Origin of the sequence: Mycobacterium sp. E802 (genome assembly GCF_001666875.1) — a bacterium.
In the GTDB taxonomy this organism is placed as follows: Bacteria; Actinomycetota; Actinomycetes; order Mycobacteriales; family Mycobacteriaceae; genus Mycobacterium.
This window is the reverse complement of sequence record NZ_LZJD01000132.1, coordinates 1-18,580: the sequence shown is the minus strand read 5'-3', so window position 1 is coordinate 18,580 and position 18,580 is coordinate 1. Positions and strand designations below refer to the sequence as shown.

At 66.6% G+C, this 18,580-nt stretch carries 14 protein-coding genes, 1 tRNA gene and 1 pseudogene; 3 read left to right on the top strand and 13 right to left on the bottom strand.

Features of this window, described 5'->3' with window-relative positions:
• Window positions 1-42: 42 nt before the first annotated feature.
• Window positions 43-606, top strand: a complete 564-nt coding sequence (locus tag A5699_RS19295; protein WP_067772439.1) for a TetR/AcrR family transcriptional regulator — start codon at window positions 43-45, stop codon at window positions 604-606.
• 47 nt (window positions 607-653) lie between these two features.
• On the opposite strand, the gene rho is transcribed toward A5699_RS19295, so the two are convergent.
• The 6 genes from rho to argS all read right to left on the bottom strand — a co-directional run bounded on the left by rho (window position 654) and on the right by argS (window position 9,460).
• Window positions 654-2,651, bottom strand: coding sequence for a transcription termination factor Rho (rho, locus tag A5699_RS19290; protein WP_369806729.1), 1,998 nt, complete (start codon window positions 2,649-2,651; stop codon window positions 654-656).
• A 374-nt stretch (window positions 2,652-3,025) separates the two neighbouring features.
• On the bottom strand, window positions 3,026-3,973 hold the full coding sequence (gene thrB, locus A5699_RS19285) for a homoserine kinase (RefSeq protein ID WP_067772372.1): 948 nt from the start codon (window positions 3,971-3,973) through the stop codon (window positions 3,026-3,028).
• 3 nt (window positions 3,974-3,976) lie between these two features.
• Complete coding sequence (gene thrC / locus A5699_RS19280) at window positions 3,977-5,077, bottom strand: threonine synthase (RefSeq protein WP_067772367.1); 1,101 nt, start codon at window positions 5,075-5,077, stop codon at window positions 3,977-3,979.
• Window positions 5,074-6,393 carry a homoserine dehydrogenase gene (locus tag A5699_RS19275; RefSeq protein WP_067772359.1) on the bottom strand — a complete coding sequence of 440 codons (1,320 nt, stop codon included), beginning with the start codon at window positions 6,391-6,393 and terminating at the stop codon, window positions 5,074-5,076. Before A5699_RS19275 ends, thrC begins: the two co-directional genes overlap by 4 nt.
• Window positions 6,390-7,775, bottom strand: a complete 1,386-nt coding sequence (gene lysA / locus A5699_RS19270; protein WP_197508335.1) for a diaminopimelate decarboxylase — start codon at window positions 7,773-7,775, stop codon at window positions 6,390-6,392. Before lysA ends, A5699_RS19275 begins: the two co-directional genes overlap by 4 nt.
• Window positions 7,776-7,810: 35 nt before the next feature.
• On the bottom strand, window positions 7,811-9,460 hold the full coding sequence (gene argS, locus A5699_RS19265; protein ID WP_067772353.1) for an arginine--tRNA ligase: 1,650 nt from the start codon (window positions 9,458-9,460) through the stop codon (window positions 7,811-7,813).
• A gap of 106 nt (window positions 9,461-9,566) precedes the next feature.
• On the opposite strand from argS, the gene A5699_RS19260 reads away from it, so the two are divergent.
• Window positions 9,567-9,639: transfer RNA gene (locus tag A5699_RS19260), tRNA-Arg, on the top strand.
• 85 nt (window positions 9,640-9,724) lie between these two features.
• On the opposite strand, the pseudogene A5699_RS28675 reads toward A5699_RS19260, so the two are convergent.
• The 3 genes and pseudogenes from A5699_RS28675 to A5699_RS19250 form a co-directional block, all read right to left on the bottom strand.
• Window positions 9,725-9,850: pseudogene (locus A5699_RS28675) on the bottom strand (XRE family transcriptional regulator); the annotation flags it as partial.
• Between the two features lie 63 nt (window positions 9,851-9,913).
• Window positions 9,914-11,599, bottom strand: coding sequence for an ATP-binding cassette domain-containing protein (locus A5699_RS19255; protein WP_067772437.1), 1,686 nt, complete (start codon window positions 11,597-11,599; stop codon window positions 9,914-9,916).
• Between the two features lie 84 nt (window positions 11,600-11,683).
• On the bottom strand, window positions 11,684-13,240 hold the full coding sequence (locus tag A5699_RS19250; RefSeq protein WP_067772350.1) for an HD domain-containing phosphohydrolase: 1,557 nt from the start codon (window positions 13,238-13,240) through the stop codon (window positions 11,684-11,686).
• A 99-nt stretch (window positions 13,241-13,339) separates the two neighbouring features.
• Between A5699_RS19250 and A5699_RS19245 the strand changes: the two genes are divergently transcribed.
• On the top strand, window positions 13,340-14,497 hold the full coding sequence (locus tag A5699_RS19245) for an acyl-CoA dehydrogenase family protein (RefSeq protein WP_231965765.1): 1,158 nt from the start codon (window positions 13,340-13,342) through the stop codon (window positions 14,495-14,497).
• Between the two features lie 327 nt (window positions 14,498-14,824).
• Here A5699_RS19245 and A5699_RS19240 read toward each other — a convergent pair whose 3' ends face one another.
• The 4 genes from A5699_RS19240 to A5699_RS19225 all read right to left on the bottom strand — a co-directional run.
• Complete coding sequence (locus A5699_RS19240) at window positions 14,825-15,562, bottom strand: ABC transporter ATP-binding protein (RefSeq protein WP_067772347.1); 738 nt, start codon at window positions 15,560-15,562, stop codon at window positions 14,825-14,827.
• Window positions 15,538-16,413, bottom strand: a complete 876-nt coding sequence (locus A5699_RS19235; protein ID WP_067772342.1) for an ABC transporter permease — start codon at window positions 16,411-16,413, stop codon at window positions 15,538-15,540. Before A5699_RS19235 ends, A5699_RS19240 begins: the two co-directional genes overlap by 25 nt.
• Entirely contained in the window at window positions 16,410-17,468 is a 1,059-nt protein-coding gene (locus tag A5699_RS19230) for an ABC transporter substrate-binding protein (RefSeq protein WP_082957783.1), read from the bottom strand. The genes A5699_RS19235 and A5699_RS19230 overlap by 4 nt, the downstream gene beginning before the upstream one ends.
• A 10-nt stretch (window positions 17,469-17,478) precedes the next feature.
• On the bottom strand, window positions 17,479-18,580 hold a 1,102-nt coding region (locus tag A5699_RS19225; protein WP_067772338.1), incomplete at its 5' end, for an LLM class flavin-dependent oxidoreductase.

The window sequence follows — 18,580 nt, the reverse complement described above, 5'->3', positions numbered from 1 at the left end:
GATCCGCGTGTCGAGACCGGCCGCAGCGTGCGTGATCGCCTGATGGACGCGGCCGAAGAATGTCTGCGGACCAAAGGAATTCGCGCGACGACGGTTTCCGAGGTGGCCGAGGCCGCCGGTGTGTCGCGCGGATGGCTGTACCGACACTTCCCCGACAAGGTCTCGCTGCTGGGCGCGGTCATCGTGCGACTCAACGACACGTTCTGGTCCGAAGCGCACGCCATGCTCGAACAGATCGACGGCCTGGACCATCAGTTGGCCTGGGGGGTGGGCAACGGCCTGCGGGCGTATGACGATCCGGGCGCGGTGCTGCTCAAACTTCGCACCGACGAACCCGAGGAGTTCGCCGCCTGCGCCGGCGCGGGTGTGCAGGGCCTGATCCCCGATCTCGCCGACTTCTGGTCCCGCTACCTGGTGGCCGCCCGCGACCGCGGCGAGATCCGCGCCGACATCGACATCCCGGAAGCGTCGGAATGGCTTGCGCGGATAGTGATTTCGCTGGCGACCGTGCCGGGGAAGACGCTCGATCCGAGCGACGGTGATGCCGTGCTCACCCAGATCCGACGATATGTGATGCCGGGTTTGAAAGCCGACCCGGCCGTCTGAACGCAAAAGGCCCCGCCAGCGGCGGGGCCTTACGCGTGTCGACCGGATCAGTCGACGTCCATCGAACCCGGCGCGGTCTTGGAGACCTGGACCAGGAACTCGTAGTTGTTCTTCGTCTTGCGCAGCTGGCTCATCAGCAGGTCGATGGCCTGATGGCTGTCGAGACCCGAGAGCACGCGGCGCAGCTTGTGCACGATCGCGAACTCATCCGGCGAGAGCAGCAGCTCATCCTTGCGGGTGCCCGACGGGTTGACGTCGACCGCGGGGAACACCCGACGCTCGGCGATCTTGCGGTCGAGCTTGAGCTCGGCGTTACCGGTGCCCTTGAACTCCTCGAAGATCACGGTGTCACCGGTCGAACCGGTCTCGACCATCGCGGTGGCGATGATGGTCAGCGAGCCGCCGTGCTCGATGTTGCGCGCCGCGCCGAGGAACCGCTTCGGCGGGTACAGCGCGGTGGAATCCACACCACCGGACAGGATGCGACCCGAGGCCGGCGACGCGTTGTTGTACGCACGGCCCAAACGGGTGATCGAGTCCAGCAGCACCACGACGTCCTTGCCCTGCTCGACCAGGCGCTTGGCCCGCTCGATGGCCAGCTCGGCGGCCTGGGTGTGGTCTGACGGCGGGCGGTCGAAGGTCGAGGCGATGACCTCACCCTTGACCGAGCGCTGCATGTCGGTGACCTCTTCGGGGCGCTCGTCGACGAGCACCACCATGAGGTGGCATTCCGGGTTGTTCTTGGTGATCGCGTTGGCGATGTCCTGCATGATCGTGGTCTTACCGGCCTTGGGCGGCGACACGATCAGGGCACGCTGCCCCTTACCGATGGGCATGATCAGATCGATCACGCGGGTGGTCAGGCGCTCGGGCGTGGTCTCCAGGCGCAGCCGCTGATTCGGGTACAGCGGGGTCAGCTTGGTGAAGTCAGGCCGGTTCTTGGCCGCCTCGACCGGACCGCCGTTGACGCTGTCCAGACGCACCAGCGGATTGAACTTCTGGCGCGGGTTGTTGCCGCCGCCCTCACCCTCGCGGGGCACGCGCACGGCACCGGTGACCGCGTCACCACGGCGCAGTCCGTTCTTGCGGACCATGTTCATCGAGACGTAGACGTCATTCGGCCCGGCCAGGTAGCCCGACGTGCGCACGAAGGCGTAGTTGTCCAGGACATCGAGGATGCCGGCGACCGGCTGGACGACGTCGTCCTCGCGCAGCTCGGTCTCGCCACCGCCCTCGCCACCGCGCTCACCACGGCGACGACGGTCCCGGTCGCGGAAGCGACGACCGCGCCGGCCCTGCCGGCCGTCTCCGTCGTCGTCGCCATCGTTGTTGGAGTTGCCGCCCCGGCTCTGCTGGTTGTCGGACTGGTCGGACTGCTCGCGGCCCTGACCCTTGTCCTGCTTTTGGTCGCGGTCCTGCTTCTGGTCGCGCTTGTCGTCCTGCTTGTTCTCGCCGTCGGACTGCTCACGCTTGTCGCGACGGTCCTGCCGGTCGCGCTTGTCCTGCTTGGGCTGCTTTTCCTGCGACTCCGCGGACTCGGCCTTGGCGTCGGCTCCGGTCTCGACAGGAGTATCGGCCTTGGCCTCGCCCTTGGCTTCGCTCTTCGCTTCGCCCTTGGTCTCAGCCTTGGTCTCGGTCTTGGGCGAGTCGTCCTTGCCGGCCTCCTCGGCGGCGGGCGCACCGGCCTGGCGCGAGGAGCCCCGACGCTCGCGGCGACGTGGCGCCGGCTGCTCGCCGGCCTCGGCACCGGCGTCCTGCTGGACGTCGGGGGTGGCCTGTTGCGGCGCGTCGGTGGTCCCGTTGGACTCGCCGCGGTGGGCACGAATAGCTGCGATCAGCTCACTCTTGCGGAGGCCGGACGCGCCTTCGACGCCGATTTCCTTGGCCAGCGCACGCAGCTCAGGCAGCACCATGGTCGACAGCGACGCGGGCCGGGCGCCAGAAGCGCGCCGCGTGGTGTTCGATCCGGACGCAGAGGCGGCAGCCGGGGCCGCGCTACCGACGGTCGCAGCGCTTTCAGATGATCCGGCGCTTTCAGATGACACGGTGTTGGGCAAATCCCCAGTGCCGTTGGCATTGTCAGCCGTGAAGAGGTCCGTATCTGTCACGGATTTCCTTTCTTTCCCCCGCTCATCAGGTCGTGCGAGGGTTCCCCAAAGGTCGATGCGCGTTCAGCTGAACCGCTGAGCGCGTAGCTCACACCGTCGCCTGTGCAACGGCGATCGCCAGGATTCGCCGATATACGGCGAACCGTCAGTCCACGAGTAGAACACAAGAAGATTGGGTGGTCGTCCTGGTGTCGACGCAGGCAGAGACCCTGCGAATGCTGGACGAAAGCGAGAATAACTCGCTTTGGTGAAGTAATCAAGCAACGAGACGCCGAGCGTGTGGCGCTCACTTCTCCTCGTGTTGCCGCTCGTCAGTTCTTGACGGCCACGCCCGACGTCCAACGAACGCCTGCTCCGACCGACATTTCCCTGACGGTGAACCCGTTGGCAGTGCCGTAATCGGTGGCCTCATCAGGCAATCCCACCGCCGAACTCAGCCCCAGGACCGTTGGTCCGGCCCCGGACAGCACCGCTGCCACTCCAGAACGTCGCAGGAGGTTCAGGTATTCCGCCGAGGCCGGCATCGCCGCGGCACGCTGTGGCTGGTGTAACACGTCCTGCGTGGCCGTCATCAACAGATCGGGACGCTCGCTCAGCGCCACCACCAGCAGAGCCGCCCGGCTGAGGTTGAACCGGGCGTCGAGGTGGCTGACCTCGTCGGGCAGTACCGCCCGAGTCTCCGCGGTGGACGACCGCTGCTGCGGAACCGCCGGAAACAGACGGATGTCGGGGTGGACCCGCACCGGCACCGCACGGTACCGCGGCCCCCCACTCTCATCGGTCTCGGTCCAGGAGACCACCGCACCGCCGAGTACCGCCGCGGCAGCGTTGTCCGGATGCCCCTCGAACTCACTGGCCAGCTGGATCAACTGTTCTTCCGTCAGCGGGTCTGAACCAGTTTGCGCGACAAGACCATTCACCACGGCCAAACCCCCGACCACGGCTGCCGCGGATGAGCCGAGACCACGGGAGTGCGGAATCTCGTTGTGGCAGCGGACGATCAGGCCGTCAGCCCGATGACCGGTGGCCTGCAGCCCTGCCTCGATCGCCCGAACCACCAGATGCGTGGCATCCAACGGAACCTGGCCCGCACCTTCGCCCTCGACCTCGAGCTCAAGGCCGGATTCGGTTGTCTCGACGATGATCTCGTCGTACAGGCTGAGCGCCAGGCCCAGGCTGTCAAAGCCTGGGCCGAGATTGGCGCTGGAGGCCGCGACGACAGCGGTGGCGGTGAGCCCGGCGGGGAGGGTCTGATTCACCAGCTAGGCCAGTCCGAGCTCGGCGACGACGGCGACCGGATCGACGGGCAGCGCGGTGACAGTCGGCATGTCCTTGAGCGCAGTGTCGGGATCCTTGAGTCCGTTGCCGGTGACGGTGCAGACCACCGTCGAGCCGCGCTTGACCCAGCCGTCCTCGATCGACTTGAGCAGGCCTGCCACGCTCGCGGCCGACGCGGGCTCGACGAACACCCCTTCGCTACGGGCGATCAGGTGGTACGCGGCCAGGATTTCCTCGTCGGTGGCCGCCAGGAACCGCCCCTCGGACTCCTGCTTGGCCTCGACAGCGCCAGACCACGACGCCGGGGATCCGATCCGGATGGCGGTGGCGATCGTCTCGGGCTCCTTGACCGGCTCACCCAGGACCAGCGGTGCGGCCCCGGCCGCCTGGGTGCCGAGCATGCGCGGCAACCGGTCGGTCAATCCGTCGCGGTGGTATTCGCGGTAGCCCTTCCAGTACGCGGTGATGTTGCCCGCGTTACCGACCGGCAGCGAATGCACGTCGGGGGCGGTACCCAGGGCGTCGACGATCTCGAACGCCGCGGTCTTCTGACCCTCGATGCGGTACGGGTTGACCGAGTTGACCAGGGCGATGGTCGGGAAGTCCGCGGTGATCTTGCGGGCCAGTTCCAGGCAGTCGTCGAAGTTGCCGTCGACCTGGATGATCTTGGCGCCGTACATGACAGCCTGCGCCAGCTTGCCCATCGCGATTTTGCCCTGCGGGATCAGCACCGCACAGGTGATGCCGGCCTTGGCCGCATAGGCCGCGGCCGAGGCCGAGGTGTTGCCGGTGGACGCACACAGCACCGCCTGCTGTCCGCGGGCGAGCGACTCGGTGACCGCCACGGTCATGCCACGGTCCTTGAACGAGCCGGTCGGGTTGAGCCCCTCGACCTTGAGATGCACTGTGCAGCCGGTCTGTTCGCTGAGCCGCTTGGCGTGGATCAGCGGCGTGCCGCCTTCGAGCAGGGTGATCGGCGTCCAGTCCGCACCGATCGGCATCCGATCGCGGTAGGCCTCGATCAGTCCCGGCCAGGGCCGGTGTACCGGCCCTGCGCTGGTCTTGCCTTGCGTCCCGGGGTTCATGCGTTCGTTCCTTCCATACGCAGCACGCTGTTGATGGTCTGCACCACGTCGAGATCGGCCAGTGCCTCGACGGTCTCCGAGAGTGCGGCGTCGGTGGCCTGGTGGGTGACCACGACGATGCGGGCCCCGCACGGCCGGCCTTCCTCGTCGACCATGCCCTCCTGGCGCACCTCGGCGATGCTGACCTCACGCTTGGCGAATTCGGCTGCCACGGCAGACAATACGCCGGAGCGATCCGAGACATTCATGTTCACGTAGTAGCGGGTGGGGATGAAGCCGATCGGGGCGATCGGCAGCTTGGCGTACTTGGATTCCCGCGGACCGCGGCCGCCCTGGACGCGGTTGCGCGCGGCCATCACGACATCGCCCATCACCGCCGAGGCGGTCGGTGCTCCCCCGGCGCCCTGACCGTAGAACATCAGCCGGCCGGCTGCCTCAGCCTCGACCACCACCGCATTGAAGGCACCGTTGACCGCGGCCAACGGGTGCGACAGCGGCACCAGCGCCGGATACACGCGGGCCGAGACCCGTTGCTTGCCTTCATCAGTGGTGAGCCGCTCGCAGATGGCCAGCAGTTTGATGGTGCAGCCCAGCGCCCGGGCGGACTCGAAGTCGGCCGGGCTCACCTTGGTGATGCCTTCGCGATAGACGTCGTCGGCCGTGACCCGGGTGTGGAAGGCGATCGAGGCCAGGATCGCGGCCTTGGCCGCGGCGTCATAGCCCTCGACGTCGGCGGTGGGATCAGCCTCGGCGTAACCGAGCGCGCTGGCATCGGCCAGCGCCGAGCTGTAATCGGCTCCGGTGCTGTCCATCTCGGACAGGATGTAGTTGGTGGTGCCGTTGACGATGCCGGCCACCCGCAGCACGGTGTCACCGGCCAGCGATTGGGTCAGCGGCCGGATCACCGGGATCGCGCCGGCCACCGCCGCCTCGAAATACAGGTCGACGCGAGCCTTTTCGGCGGCCTGCGCCAACTCACCGGTGGATTGGGCCATCAATGCCTTGTTGGCGGTCACCACCGACTTGCCCTGTTCCAGCGCGGCCAGGATGGCCTTGCGCGCCGGCTTCACCGGACCCATCAGCTCCACCACGATGTCGATGTCGTCCCGCGACACCAGCTCGATGATGTCGTCGGTGAGCAGGTCCTTGGGCACGCCACGGTCATCGGAGACCTTGCGCACCCCGATGCCCCGCACCTCCAGGGGCGCACCGATGCGGGCTTCGAGATCAGGGGCGCTCTCGTTGATGATGCGCACCACTTCGCTGCCGACATTGCCCAGCCCCAAAACTGCTACACCGATGGGCTTTTCACTCATTGACCACTCACCTCCAGGCTCAACAGATCGTCGACGGTCTCCCGACGGAGCACCAGGCGCGCCTTGCCATCCTTCACCGCGACCACGGCGGGTCGGCACAGCAGGTTGTAGCGGCTCGACATCGAGTAGCAGTACGCGCCGGTGGCGGCGACTGCCAACAGGTCACCGGGCGTGATGTCCTCGGACACCCAGGTATCGCGGACGACGATATCGCCGGTCTCGCAGTGCTTTCCGACGATGCGCGCCAGGGTTGCGGGGGCGTCGCTGACGCGGGAGACCAGCCGCGCGTCGTACTCGGCGTCATACAGAGCCGGGCGGATGTTGTCGCTCATCCCGCCGTCGACGCTGACGTACCGACGCTGCGCGGTCGCACTGACGGCCACGTCCTTGACCGTGCCCACCTCGTAAAGGGTGATCGTGCCCGGTCCGGCGATCGCACGACCCGGTTCCACCACGAGTTTGGGGGTCGGCAGCCCGACGGCCTCCGATTCGCTCTTGACGATGGCCTTCAGCTTGTCGGCCAGTTCTTGCATCGGTGGCGGATCGTCCTGCGGGGTGTACGAGATACCCAGGCCCCCACCGAGATCGATGACCGACATCTGGGAGGTCTTCTCCACACCGAACTCCGAGACCACGTCACGCAGCAGGCCGATCACCCGATGGGCGGCCACCTCGAATCCGGCCACGTCGAAGATCTGACTGCCGACGTGGCAGTGCAAGCCGACCAGGCGCAGGTTTTCGGTGGCGAAGACCTTGCGGACCGCGTCCATCGCCGCGCCACTGGCCAGGGACAATCCGAACTTCTGATCTTCGTGTGCGGTGGAGATGAACTCGTGCGTGTGCGCCTCCACGCCCGGCGTCACCCGCACCAGCACGTCCTGGACGACGCCGGCCGCACCGGCGATGGCATCCAGGCGCTCGATCTCGATCTCGGAATCCAGCACGATGTGCCCGACCCCGGCCTTGACCGCCGTCGTCAGCTCGTCCACCGATTTGTTGTTGCCGTGCACCGTGATTCGCTCGGCCGGGAAATCGGCGTGCAGTGCCACCGCCAGTTCACCACCGGTCGCCACGTCCAGCGACAGGCCTTCGGCGGCCACCCAGCGCGCGATCTCGGTGCACAGGAACGCCTTCGACGCGTAGTGCACGTGCTCTCCACCGCCGAACGCCGCGGCGATCTCTCGGCAACGCGACCGGAAGTCGTCTTCGTCGATGACGAACAGCGGTGTGCCGTACTCGGCAGCCAGATCGGTCACCGGCACCCCGGCGATCGACACCACGCCGTCGTCGCCGCGAACGAGGTTGCGGGGCCACACCTTCGGGGCCAGCAGCAGGATCTCCTCGGGGCTCTGCGGCTTGGCGGGCGCGCCCGGGTGATGCATCTCCTCGGCGTGCCGCGGCCCGGCGGGGTGCGCGTTCACATCCGCTCCGGGGCGGTGACGCCGAGGATGGCCAGACCGTTGGCGATCACCTGGCGCGTCGCCTCACACAACGCGAGCCGGGCGGCGTTGAGGTCACCCGGTGTCTCGTCGCCCTGCGGCAGCACCCGGCAGGCGTCGTAGAACCGGTGGTAGTCACCGGCCAGATCCTCGAGGTAACGGCACACGCGGTGCGGTTCACGCAGCGCGGCAGCGGCTTTCAGGACCCGGGGGAACTCGCCCAGGTTGCGGATCAGGATGCCCTCTTTTTCGTGGGTCAGCAGATCCAGGTGGGCGGTATCGGCAGTGACGCCGAGATCGGCGGCATTGCGGGCCAGCGCCGAGAGCCGGGCATGCGCGTACTGCACGTAGTAGACCGGGTTTTCGTTCGACGCACTGGACCACAGAGCCAGATCGATGTCGATCGGGGTATCCACCGACGAGCGAATCAGGGAGTACCGCGCGGCGTCGACGCCGATGGCCTCGACCAGATCGTCGAGGGTGATGACGGTGCCGGCGCGCTTGCTCATCCGCACGGGTTGGCCGTCGCGGACCAGGTTGACCATCTGGCCGATCAGCACCTCGACGGTGTCCGGGTTGTCCCCCAGCGCCGCGGCGGCGGCCTTCAGGCGGGCGATGTAGCCGTGGTGGTCGGCGCCGAGCATGTAGATGCACAGGTCGAACCCGCGCTGACGCTTGTCCAGGTAGTACGCCAGGTCACCGGCGATATAGGCGGCGTTGCCGTCGCTCTTGATGACGACCCGGTCCTTGTCATCACCGAACTCGGTGGTGCGCAACCAGGTTGCGCCGTCCTTCTCGTAGATGTTGCCGGTCTCGCGCAGCTTGGCGATGGCCTGGTCCACGCGACCGGAGGTGTGCATCGAGTCTTCGTGGGTGTAGACGTCGAAGTCGGTGCCGAACTCGTGCAGCGATTCCTTGATGTGGGCGAACATGAGGTCCACGCCGATCTCGCGGAACGTCTCCTGCTGTTCGTCGGCGGGCAGGCTCATCACGTCGGGCCGCTTAGCCAGGACGGAGGCGGCGATGTCGTTGATGTAGGTGCCGGCGTAGCCGTCTTCGGGGGCCGGCTCACCCTTGGCGGCGGCGACCAGCGACCGGGCGAACCGGTCGATCTGGGCGCCGTGATCGTTGAAGTAGTACTCGCGGGTGACGTCGGCGCCCTGGGTGGTCAGCAGGCGCCCGAGCGCGTCGCCGACGGCGGCCCAGCGGGTGCCACCGATGTGGATGGGCCCGGTCGGGTTGGCCGAGACGAATTCCAGGTTGATCTTCTCGGCGAGTTCGGTCGAGTTGCCGTAGGCGTCGGCGGCGGTCAGCACGTTGGTGACGATGACGCCCTGCGCGGAGGCTTCGATGCGCAGGTTGACGAAGCCGGGGCCGGCGACCTCGGCGGCAGCGATGCCGTCGGCCGCGGCCAGCGCGGCGGCCAGCCAGCCGGCCAGCTCGCGCGGATTGACCCCGACCTTCTTACCGAGCTGCAGCGCGAGGTTGGTCGCGTAATCACCGTGCTCAAGGTTGCGCGGGCGCTCGACCGTGACGGTGTCGGGCAGCGCGGCGGTGTCCAGGTCATGTTCGGTCAGCACTGCGGCGGCAGTGGCCTTGAGCAGCTCGGCAAGGTCGGCGGGGGTCACGAGGGTCCATCCTATGGTCTGGGGTGGCTGCGCCCCGAATCCATATTGGCCGTGGCATGCGCTACGCTATGCAAGCCCAATCGGCGCAGCTGATCTTCAGCCCCGCGCCCCCGTAGCTCAGGGGATAGAGCGTCTGCCTCCGGAGCAGAAGGCCGCAGGTTCGAATCCTGCCGGGGGCACTCTTCTAAACCGCCACTGACCTGGACGTTTACTTCGCTCACGCACCTGGACCGCCTCGAGACCGGGTGTGCAAACGGTGCGAGATCACGTCGGGATGCCGTGATCTACGACCTCCACCCGTACGTGAATGCCGAGCTTCGCGGCGGCGTCCACCAAGGCGTCCAGCGAGAATTTGGAAACCTTGCCCCGGAACAGGTCCGAGACACGCGGCATGAATCGCTCAGGCACAGGCCCGCGAGGTCAAAATCGCTCGCGGGCCTGCGGACCTGATCTTCAGAACGCTCCCGGCGCCGACTTGCGGTGCAGCACCCACACGGTTGCCGTGACCATGACGACGGTGAACGCCACGAGTGCGATCAGGCTGGTGCCGGTGCCGCCGCTGAAGGTGTCGCGGTAGCCGGACATGGCCGGCAGTGTGGCGGTGAACCGGTCGAGGTCCAGGTCCCGACCGAGCGCTTCGAACGCATGCCGATTGGCCAAGCCATAGCTCATGACCCGACCGGGGGCGGCCATGTCGTTGACGGGCACGATCGCACCGCCGAACAGCACCTGCGGGAAGCACAGCATCGGCAGCGCCAGGGCGGCCTGCGCGGCGTTGGAGACTGCAGCCGAGGCAAACAGACCGAGCGCCAGTGCCGAGGTTGCCTCCACGAGGATCGTCATGAACAACAGCGCATACACGTGCCACCCGAGTGCAGGCAGCCGGCCGAGACCTCGCAGCACGCCGAGCAGTACGGCGCTCACCAGAGCGAGCACCGGAAGCAGCGCGGTCACCTTGGATCCCACATACGCGGCGACGCTCACGCCCGCCAGCCGCTCCCGCCGGAATACCGCCATCTCCCCGACGATCTGCAGCAGGCCGTAGGTCAGACCGAAGAAGAAGCCGTCGAACGCGATCCAGAAAACAATCTGTGCCGGACCGATATCGGACACAGCGGTGGCATCGAATGCGCCGCGCCGAAACAGCGTCGCCATCATCGCGGTGACCAAGACCGGTGAGCCCAGCAGGATCGCCAGCGTCAGCCGATTACGAAGGAGCACATCGACATTGCGCCGCGTCAAGGTCCACCACTGCTCGATCATCCCGGGCGTCTTGCTCTTTGCCGGATCGGCCGGAACCAGTACTGCCTCCTCGCCATGCAGGACCGTCGCGACCTGACGCTGCTCGTCGAACCGCTGCGCCCAGGCCGTCGGGGTCCCCTCGGTGGCAAGTTTCTCGTAGATCTCGGCCAGATCCTCGACGCCGAAATAACACCGGGCATCTGCCGGACTGCCGGTGAAGGCAAGGAAGCCGTCGCGCGCGAGAAACACCACCCGATCGCACAGTTCGATGCCGGCCGGCTCATGGGTGGTGAGAACGACGGTGACGCCGCTGCGGCTCAGTCGATACAGCAGACGCATCACCTCGGCCGCTGTTGCCGGGTCCAGCCCGGAGGTCGGTTCGTCGAGGAAGAAGATCCGCGGCCGGGTCAGGAGCTCCACGGCGATGCTCGCCCGCTTGCGTTGGCCACCGGACAGCGCCCGGACCGGTACCTCGGCTCGATCAACCAGATCGAGGTCACGCATCGTCTGTTCGACGACGCGGTCAGCCTCAACTGCCGGGGTGCCCGCGGGCAGCCTCAGCCGAGCGGCGTAGCGCAACGTCCGGCGCAGCGGCATCTCCAGATGGATGATGTCGTCTTGCGGTACATAGCCCACCCGGTCATCGGCGCCCCCACGCGCGCCGCGAACGATGCCGTCGTGCCGGACCTCTCCGTCGGACGGCTGCTGCAGCCCGGCCAGCGTCTCGAGCAATGTGGTTTTGCCCGCGCCACTGCCGCCGGCGATGGCGACCAGTTCGCCGGGCTGCACGGTCAGCGAGAGCTCGTGTAGGAGCTGCCGGGAGCCGGCGTGGCGACTGACCCCGAATGCCTCGATTCGACCCCCGACGAGCGGCGGCGCGACTGCCAATGCGGTCATGATGGAACCTCCCAAAGCGCTGAAATTGCTGGTCAGGTCCTGATAATCGGCCTGAGGCGCTGAAATCCGCATGAGGCATTCGCCTCAAATGGGGCCGGCCAACCCTCGGTCGATGGCCGCCAGGGTCGCTTGGGTGCGATTGCTGACGCCGAGCTTGGCATAGAGCCGCTCGATATGGTTGCGCGCCGTCTTCTCGGCGATGAACAGCGCTGCACCGATCTCGCGGTTGGATCTTCCCTGCGCGACGAGCCGTAACACCTCGACCTCGCGGGCGGTGAGCCGCGATGATGGTCCGGCCCGTGGCGCCGGCCGATGCCCGGCCGCGGCCAACACCGCTTCTACCGACTCCGTGTCGAGTCTGCCGTCGCGCGCCTCGTGGCGCAGCCGTCCAGCGACATCGGCACCGCCGGAATTCTTTTCTCGCAGAACGTGATACGTCACAGTCGCCGCCAACAGCCGGTCGGACACGCTGAGCTCCGAACCCGAGATGCCTCTGGGAAATCCTGAGCCGTCGATCCGCTCCTCGTGCTTGGTAGCCAGCGAGACAACCGATTTCAAGCCGTCGACGCGATCGAGAATCCGTCCCGTCAGGTACGGATACAGGTGCATCCGTTCGGTTTCTGCCGTGGTCAGCGGACCTTTCTTTTCCCAGATGAGGTTGGATACGCCCAATTTTCCCAGACCGTGCACCAGCCCGGCTCGGTACAGTCGCGTCACCTCGGCCTGCGGCATCCGCGTCTGCCGGGCTGCCGCTGCGGCCAGCTCTGCGATGCCGCGCGAGTAGCCCGGCGACACCGGACATTTGAGATCGACGAAATCGGCCATCGCCCGGAGGAATTCATCGATCTCGTCCTGGTTGAGAATCCGATCGCGGTCGGGTGCGAGGGCCAGCGCCGCGGTCCAGACGTCGACGTCGAGCAGCCCGTCGACAATCGCGGCGGCGTCGCGCTCGAACGCATCCACGACGTCCGGACTGAACTGGGTGCCACGACGGCTCCGCACCACCTCGATCGCCTTGCCGAGCCCGCCGGTGCGCAGGTGAACCTCGACCACATCGGCAAGACCGACGATCCGTATCTCGATCGGGATTCTGTCGCCCGCAATGTTATTGGGCATACCGCGGCCATCCCACCGCTCGAAGACGAAGGCAAGGGCCGCACCCACGTCACGATCCAGACCCATCCGGTCGGACAGCACGCCGGCTGAACTGCAGTGTGAACTGATGAGTTGGGCCACTCGATTACGGGCGGTGAGCACGAAGGCAGCCGACCGGATGCCGCGCTCCCAACCAGGTAGGCCCCGTCCGACGTGGCTGATCATCAACCGCAGTAACGGCAATCCGGCTCGGTCCACGCCGTAGGTGTCAGCCCGAAAAGCGATGTCGTCACCGAAGAGAGCGGATAGTTCATGGGAGTCGGCGTGGCAGCCGATCCAGCCAACCAGATTTGCGTAGTACACCGTCGCCCGCTGTCGCAGGTCGAGTCCCATCCGCTCGGCGAGCCGCACGGAAATCAGTGACGACCTGAGCATGTGTTCCATCGGCTGGCCGAGACCGAGGTCGATTGCCAGCGAGACCGCCGCCAGCAACTCGGCCTTACACAGACCGCTTCCCGAGTCGTGCCGCGTCGCGGGCGGGTGCACGAGTTCATTTTGCCCGCAGAACTGGAATCCGCCAGCGCTCTGATCGTCGTACCGGCCGCTATGGAATATTTTTCTTCGAGCCGCGAAAGGAACGCCACCGTGATCACCTTGTCCGCCGAAGAGCAGGCCATCGTCAGTACCGTCCGCGACTTCGTCGACAAGCAGGTCCGGCCGGTGGTCCGAGAACTCGAACATGCCAACACCTACCCCGAAGAGCTCATCGAGGCGATGAAAGAGATGGGCATCTTCGGCCTGGCGATCCCGGAGCCCTACGGCTTCGCCGCGGTCTCGATGCCGTGTTATGCCCAGGTCACCGAGGAGCTTGCCCGTGGCTGGATGAGCCTGGCCGGTGCGATGGGTGGCCACACCGTGGTGTCGAAGCTGCTGTTGCAGTTCGGCACCGAGGAGCAGAAGCAGAAATACCTGCCCCGGATGGCCACCGGGGAGCTGCGCGCGACCATGGCTCTCACCGAACCCGGTGGCGGTTCCGATCTACAGGCCATGCGTACCGTCGCCGCCAAGGACGACACCGGTTATCTGATCAACGGCTCGAAGACCTGGATCAGCAATGCCCGCAAGGCCGGCCTGGTCGCCCTGCTGTGCAAGACCGATCCGACCGCCTCCCCCGCCCACAAGGGGGTGTCGATCCTGTTGGTCGAGAAGGTCCCCGGTTTCACGGTCTCGAAGGATCTGCCGAAGCTCGGTTACAAAGGCGTGGAAAGTTGCGAGATCAATTTCGTTGACTGCCACGTGGATTCGGATGCCGTACTGGGCGGCGTCGAGGGACACGGCTTCGCCCAGATGATGAAGGGCCTGGAGGTCGGACGGATCCAGGTGGCCGCCCGCGCCACCGGCGTGGCCCGCGCGGCCTTCGACGACGCACTGCAGTACGCACAAGATCGCGAGAGCTTCGGGGTGCCGATCTGGCAGCACCAATCGGTCGGCAACATGCTGGCCGACATGGGCACCAAGCTCTACGCCGCCCGCAGCCTGCTGCTCGACGCCGCCGAGCGGCTCGATGCCGGCGGCCGCTGCGACATGGAAGCCGGTATGGCCAAGCTGTTCGCCTCGGAGACTGCGATGGAGATCGCCCTGAACGCGGTGCGCATCCACGGCGGCTACGGGTACAGCACCGAATACGACGTCGAGCGCTACTTCCGCGACGCACCGCTGATGATCGTCGGCGAGGGCACCAACGAAATCCAACGCGGCGTCATCGCCAAGCAACTCGTCAAGCGCGGCGGGCTCGACATCTGAGGCGAAAAAAAGTTGCCATGGCAAACACCCCACGGGTGGACTCCGCGGCCCAACCGACAGCGTATTGCTTAGCTGCACTACCAGCTATTTACCGGTACGAACCATCGTCGGTCCACGATCTGAAAACTTCCGCAAAAAACACCTTCAGCAAACCCGACCCAGGGTATACAGTGACCGTTGTGCAACGGTACTTCGGCAGGGGGCCAACATGAAGGACACGAGCACCGGGCGGTGATGGCTAGGGGGAGTAAGCCTCCGAACGCCGCCTCACGTCAGTGGTGACCCGTATACCGCGGGTCACCACTGATCTGTTTGCGGCCCATGCGATTAACCGGAGGTCGCCACTCCGAGCGCGCCGAGCAGCGCCTCACGATGCGCGATGAACTCCCGGTTGCGGTAGGTGCGCGCGTCCGGTGTCTCGAAATCCAGTTGCCGGTCGACGACGAACGTTCCCCCGTCGAGCACCAGCACCCGGTCGGCCAGCGTCACGGCCTCGTCGACATCGTGGGTCACCAGCAGCACCCCCGGTTGGTACTTGGCGCACAGTTCCTTGAGCAGGTGGTGCATCCGCACCCGGGTCAGGGCGTCGAGCGCCCCGAAGGGCTCGTCGGCCAGCAGCAGTGCGGGGTTGCGCACCAGCGAGCGGGCCAGTGCCACCCGCTGCTGCTCACCGCCGGACAGCTCGTACGGCCAGGCGTGTTCGCGACCAGCCAGGCCGACATCGGCCAGCACCGCACTGGCCTGTGCTTTGACATCGCGACCGGACAGCCCGAGGGCGACGTTGTCGAGGACCCGTGACCATGGCAGCAGCCGGGAATCCTGGAACACCACCGACACGTCGCGGGCGATGAACAGGTCTCCGGCTCCGTCCACGCCGTGGTCCAAACCGGCCAGGGAACGCAGCAGGGTGCTCTTGCCGGAGCCGCTGCGTCCCAGTAGGGCGACGAACTCGCCTTTGCGAATTGTCAGGTCGACGGAATCGAGAATCGTTGCGCCGCCGAAGGACCGGGTCAGGTTCCGCACGACGGCTACTTCCTCGGTCAGGTTCCCAGTGCGCGTCGCCACGACAGGGCCCTCCTCTCGACGGCCCGCACCGCGTAATCCCCGGTGAGCCCGAACACCGCGTAGACCAACAGGCCGACCACCACCACGTCCAACTGCCCGTACAGCCGGGCCTGGGTCATCAGGTAGCCGATACCGCTGGTGGCGTTGACCTGCTCGACCACCACCAGCGCGGTCCACGAGATCGTCACCGCAAGCCGCAGCCCGGTGAAGAATCCGGGCAGGGCGCCGGGGATGGCCACCTTGCGGATGAATTGGCTGCGTGACAGGCCGACGGTTTCGGCCAGTTCGACGTGGCGTAGGTCGACACCTTTGAGCTGCGCGGTGGTGTTGATGTACACGGGAATCAACACGCTGGTGGCGATGATGATGATCTTCATGGTGTCGCCGATGCCGAACCAGATGATCGCCAGCGGGATGATGGCCAGGGTCGGCACCGCACGCTTGACCTGGATCGGCCCGTCGACGATGGCCTCCCCGATGCGGCTCAGCCCCGAGATCAACGCGAGCGCGAGGCCGAGCGTCACACCGATCGCCAGCGAGATCGAGGCCAGCTTCAACGAGGCGAGGATGTTGGTGGGCAACTGGCCGTCCGACCACATCTCACCGATGGTGCGCACGATGTCCAGCGGCGGTGGCAGGGTCCGGGGGTCGAGGATGCCCAGCTGCGAGGTGACGACCCAGAGCGCCACCAGAAGCAGCGGTCCGATCGCCAGGGAGGCGGGAATCGCCCGCCCCGGCCCCAGCCGCCGTCGGCGCTGGGCACCCGATCGGTGTTCAAGATGCGGATACTCTTCGGCCTCAACCGAATCCGGCTGCTTGGACGTCGCCGGGGCGGTCTGGACGGCGGTCACTGCGTGCCCACCGACTTCGCATTCAGGTCGGCGAACCGGAAATCGAATTCGTCTCTGGCGTGCAGTTGTTCGCCGGAGAATGCGCCGGCCTGCTGCAGGAGGTCGATGGTTTCCTGCTGGGTGTTGATGACCTCGTCGGTGAATCCCGGGATCGAGGTTTTCCCGTCGGCCTCGGCGATCACGCGCGCATCCTCGGGACTGACCTTCTGATCCTTGATCAGGTACTCGTCGATCCAGGTCTGCTTGTGATCGTTGAGCCACTGTTCGGCGCGGTACCAGGCGATGACGAACTCGCGGATCGCCGCGGCCCGGCCGGGGTCCGACAGCGCGTCCCGGCTGGCATAGACGTAGTACAGGCCGGGGTAGGCGCCGGGCGCGTTGGGAATCTCGATGCTCCCCTCCCCCGCCGTCGAGGTGAGGTAGCGGACCCGGTCCGGTTGCTTGAGCACCGCGGCGTTCACCTGCTCGGCGCGCAGTCCGTCAGCGAATTCGGCCAGGCCGAGATTGACCGGTTGCACGTCCTTGATGGTCAGGCCGGCAGACTTCAGGTTGCGCAGCACCACTGCCTGCTGCGCGGTGCCCTCGTTGATCGCAATCTTCTTGCCGGCCAGGTCTTTCAGTGATGCGATGCCCGACTTCGGCGACGTCGTCAGCCGCAGCGCATCACCGTCGTACTTCACGGCACCGACGATCGGCACTCCGGCATCGGAATAGTGGGCCAGGATGGGCGGGACGTCACCGACCCGGCCCAACTGCGCATTGCCCGAGCGGATCGCTTCGAGCCGCAACGGCCCGCTGCTGAAGTTCGCGTACGTGACGTCGGCGGTGAGCCGCTCCTGTTCACCGGACAACGCAAACAGCGTCTTGAGCCGGTTGGCGTCATCGGCGACCACGAGGGTGGTGCCGGCCGGAACCGTGACGGGAATGGCGGCGTCGGCGGCGAGTCCGCCGCTCGCCGACGTGCCAGTTCCCGACGTCTGGCAGGCGGTCACCGCGGCGGAGACGACGACGGCGGCAAACAGCCCACGGACGAACGGAGTCAATGGATTACGCATCTGGGCCCCTTCAGCTCGCCGCCGACACCGCGGCGGCTGCATCGGTACTGAAACGGTTGGTCGGCCGATCCAGGCCGAGATGGTCGCGAAGGGTGGTGCCGGTGTATTCGTCGCGGAAAATGCCGCGCCGCTGCAACTCTGGGACCACGTGGTCGACGAATTCGGCCAGCGAGGACGGCAACGCCGGTGGGATGAGATTGAAGCCGTCGGCCGCGCCCGTGCGGAACCACTCCTCGATGGTGTCGGCGACCTGCTCGGGCGTCCCGGCGAACAACCGGTGCCCCCGGCCACTGCTGAGCCGCAGCAGTAGTTCCCGGACGGTGAGGTTCTCGGTTTCCACCAGCCGCTTCACCAGGGCCAGACGGCTCTTGATGAAGGTGTCCCCCGGATCATCAGCCGGGAAGGTCAGCTTGCGGTCCAGATCATCCTTGGTGACCGCGAAGCCGACGATGGCACTGAGCTGATCGAGCCCGTAATCGGGAACGGTCAGCTCTTCGAATTCGCGTTGCCGCCGGCGCGCCTCGGCCTCGGTGCCGCCGATGATCGCCGAGAGCCCGGGCAGGATGTGTACCTGGTCGGGGTTGCGGCCGTGCCGACGCACGCGGGTCTTGATGTCGCGGTAGAAGTCTCGGGCCTCCGTCAGCGTGGGTTGCGCGGTGAAGATGGCCTCGGCGTACCTGGCGGCGAGTTCCTTTCCAGGCTCGGACGATCCGGCCTGGAACAGCACCGGATGCCCCTGCGGGGACCGCGGCACCTCCAGCGGTCCGGCCACGTCGAAGTGCGGACCGGAGTGGTTGATCGCATGGATCTTGGCCGGATCCACGAACCGCGGTGCCACCTTGTCGCCGACGATGGCGTCGTCTTCCCAGCTGTCCCACAGCTGCAGCGTCACCTGCAGGAACTCGTCGGCGCGGCGGTACCGGTCCGCGGGGTCTGGATGGTTGGGCACCCCGAAGTTGGCGGCGGCCGAGGCGTTGGCCGTGGTCACCACGTTCCACCCGGCCCGGCCGCGGCTCACATGGTCGAGCGTGGCAAACCGCCGCGCCAGACCATACGGGTCGTTGTAGGTGGTTGACGCCGTGGCGATCAGCCCCACATTGGTGGTGGCACCG

Coding starts and splice junctions, on each gene's coding strand:
- thrC (WP_067772367.1), bottom strand. CDS start 5,077: ATGAACCCCGGGACGCAAGGCAAGACCAGCGCAGGGCCGGTACACCGG.
- A5699_RS19275 (WP_067772359.1), bottom strand. CDS start 6,393: ATGAGTGAAAAGCCCATCGGTGTAGCAGTTTTGGGGCTGGGCAATGTC.
- A5699_RS19230 (WP_082957783.1), bottom strand. CDS start 17,468: ATGCGTAATCCATTGACTCCGTTCGTCCGTGGGCTGTTTGCCGCCGTC.
- lysA (WP_197508335.1), bottom strand. CDS start 7,775: ATGCATCACCCGGGCGCGCCCGCCAAGCCGCAGAGCCCCGAGGAGATC.
- A5699_RS19255 (WP_067772437.1), bottom strand. CDS start 11,599: ATGACCGCATTGGCAGTCGCGCCGCCGCTCGTCGGGGGTCGAATCGAG.
- A5699_RS19295 (WP_067772439.1), top strand. CDS start 43: ATGGACGCGGCCGAAGAATGTCTGCGGACCAAAGGAATTCGCGCGACG.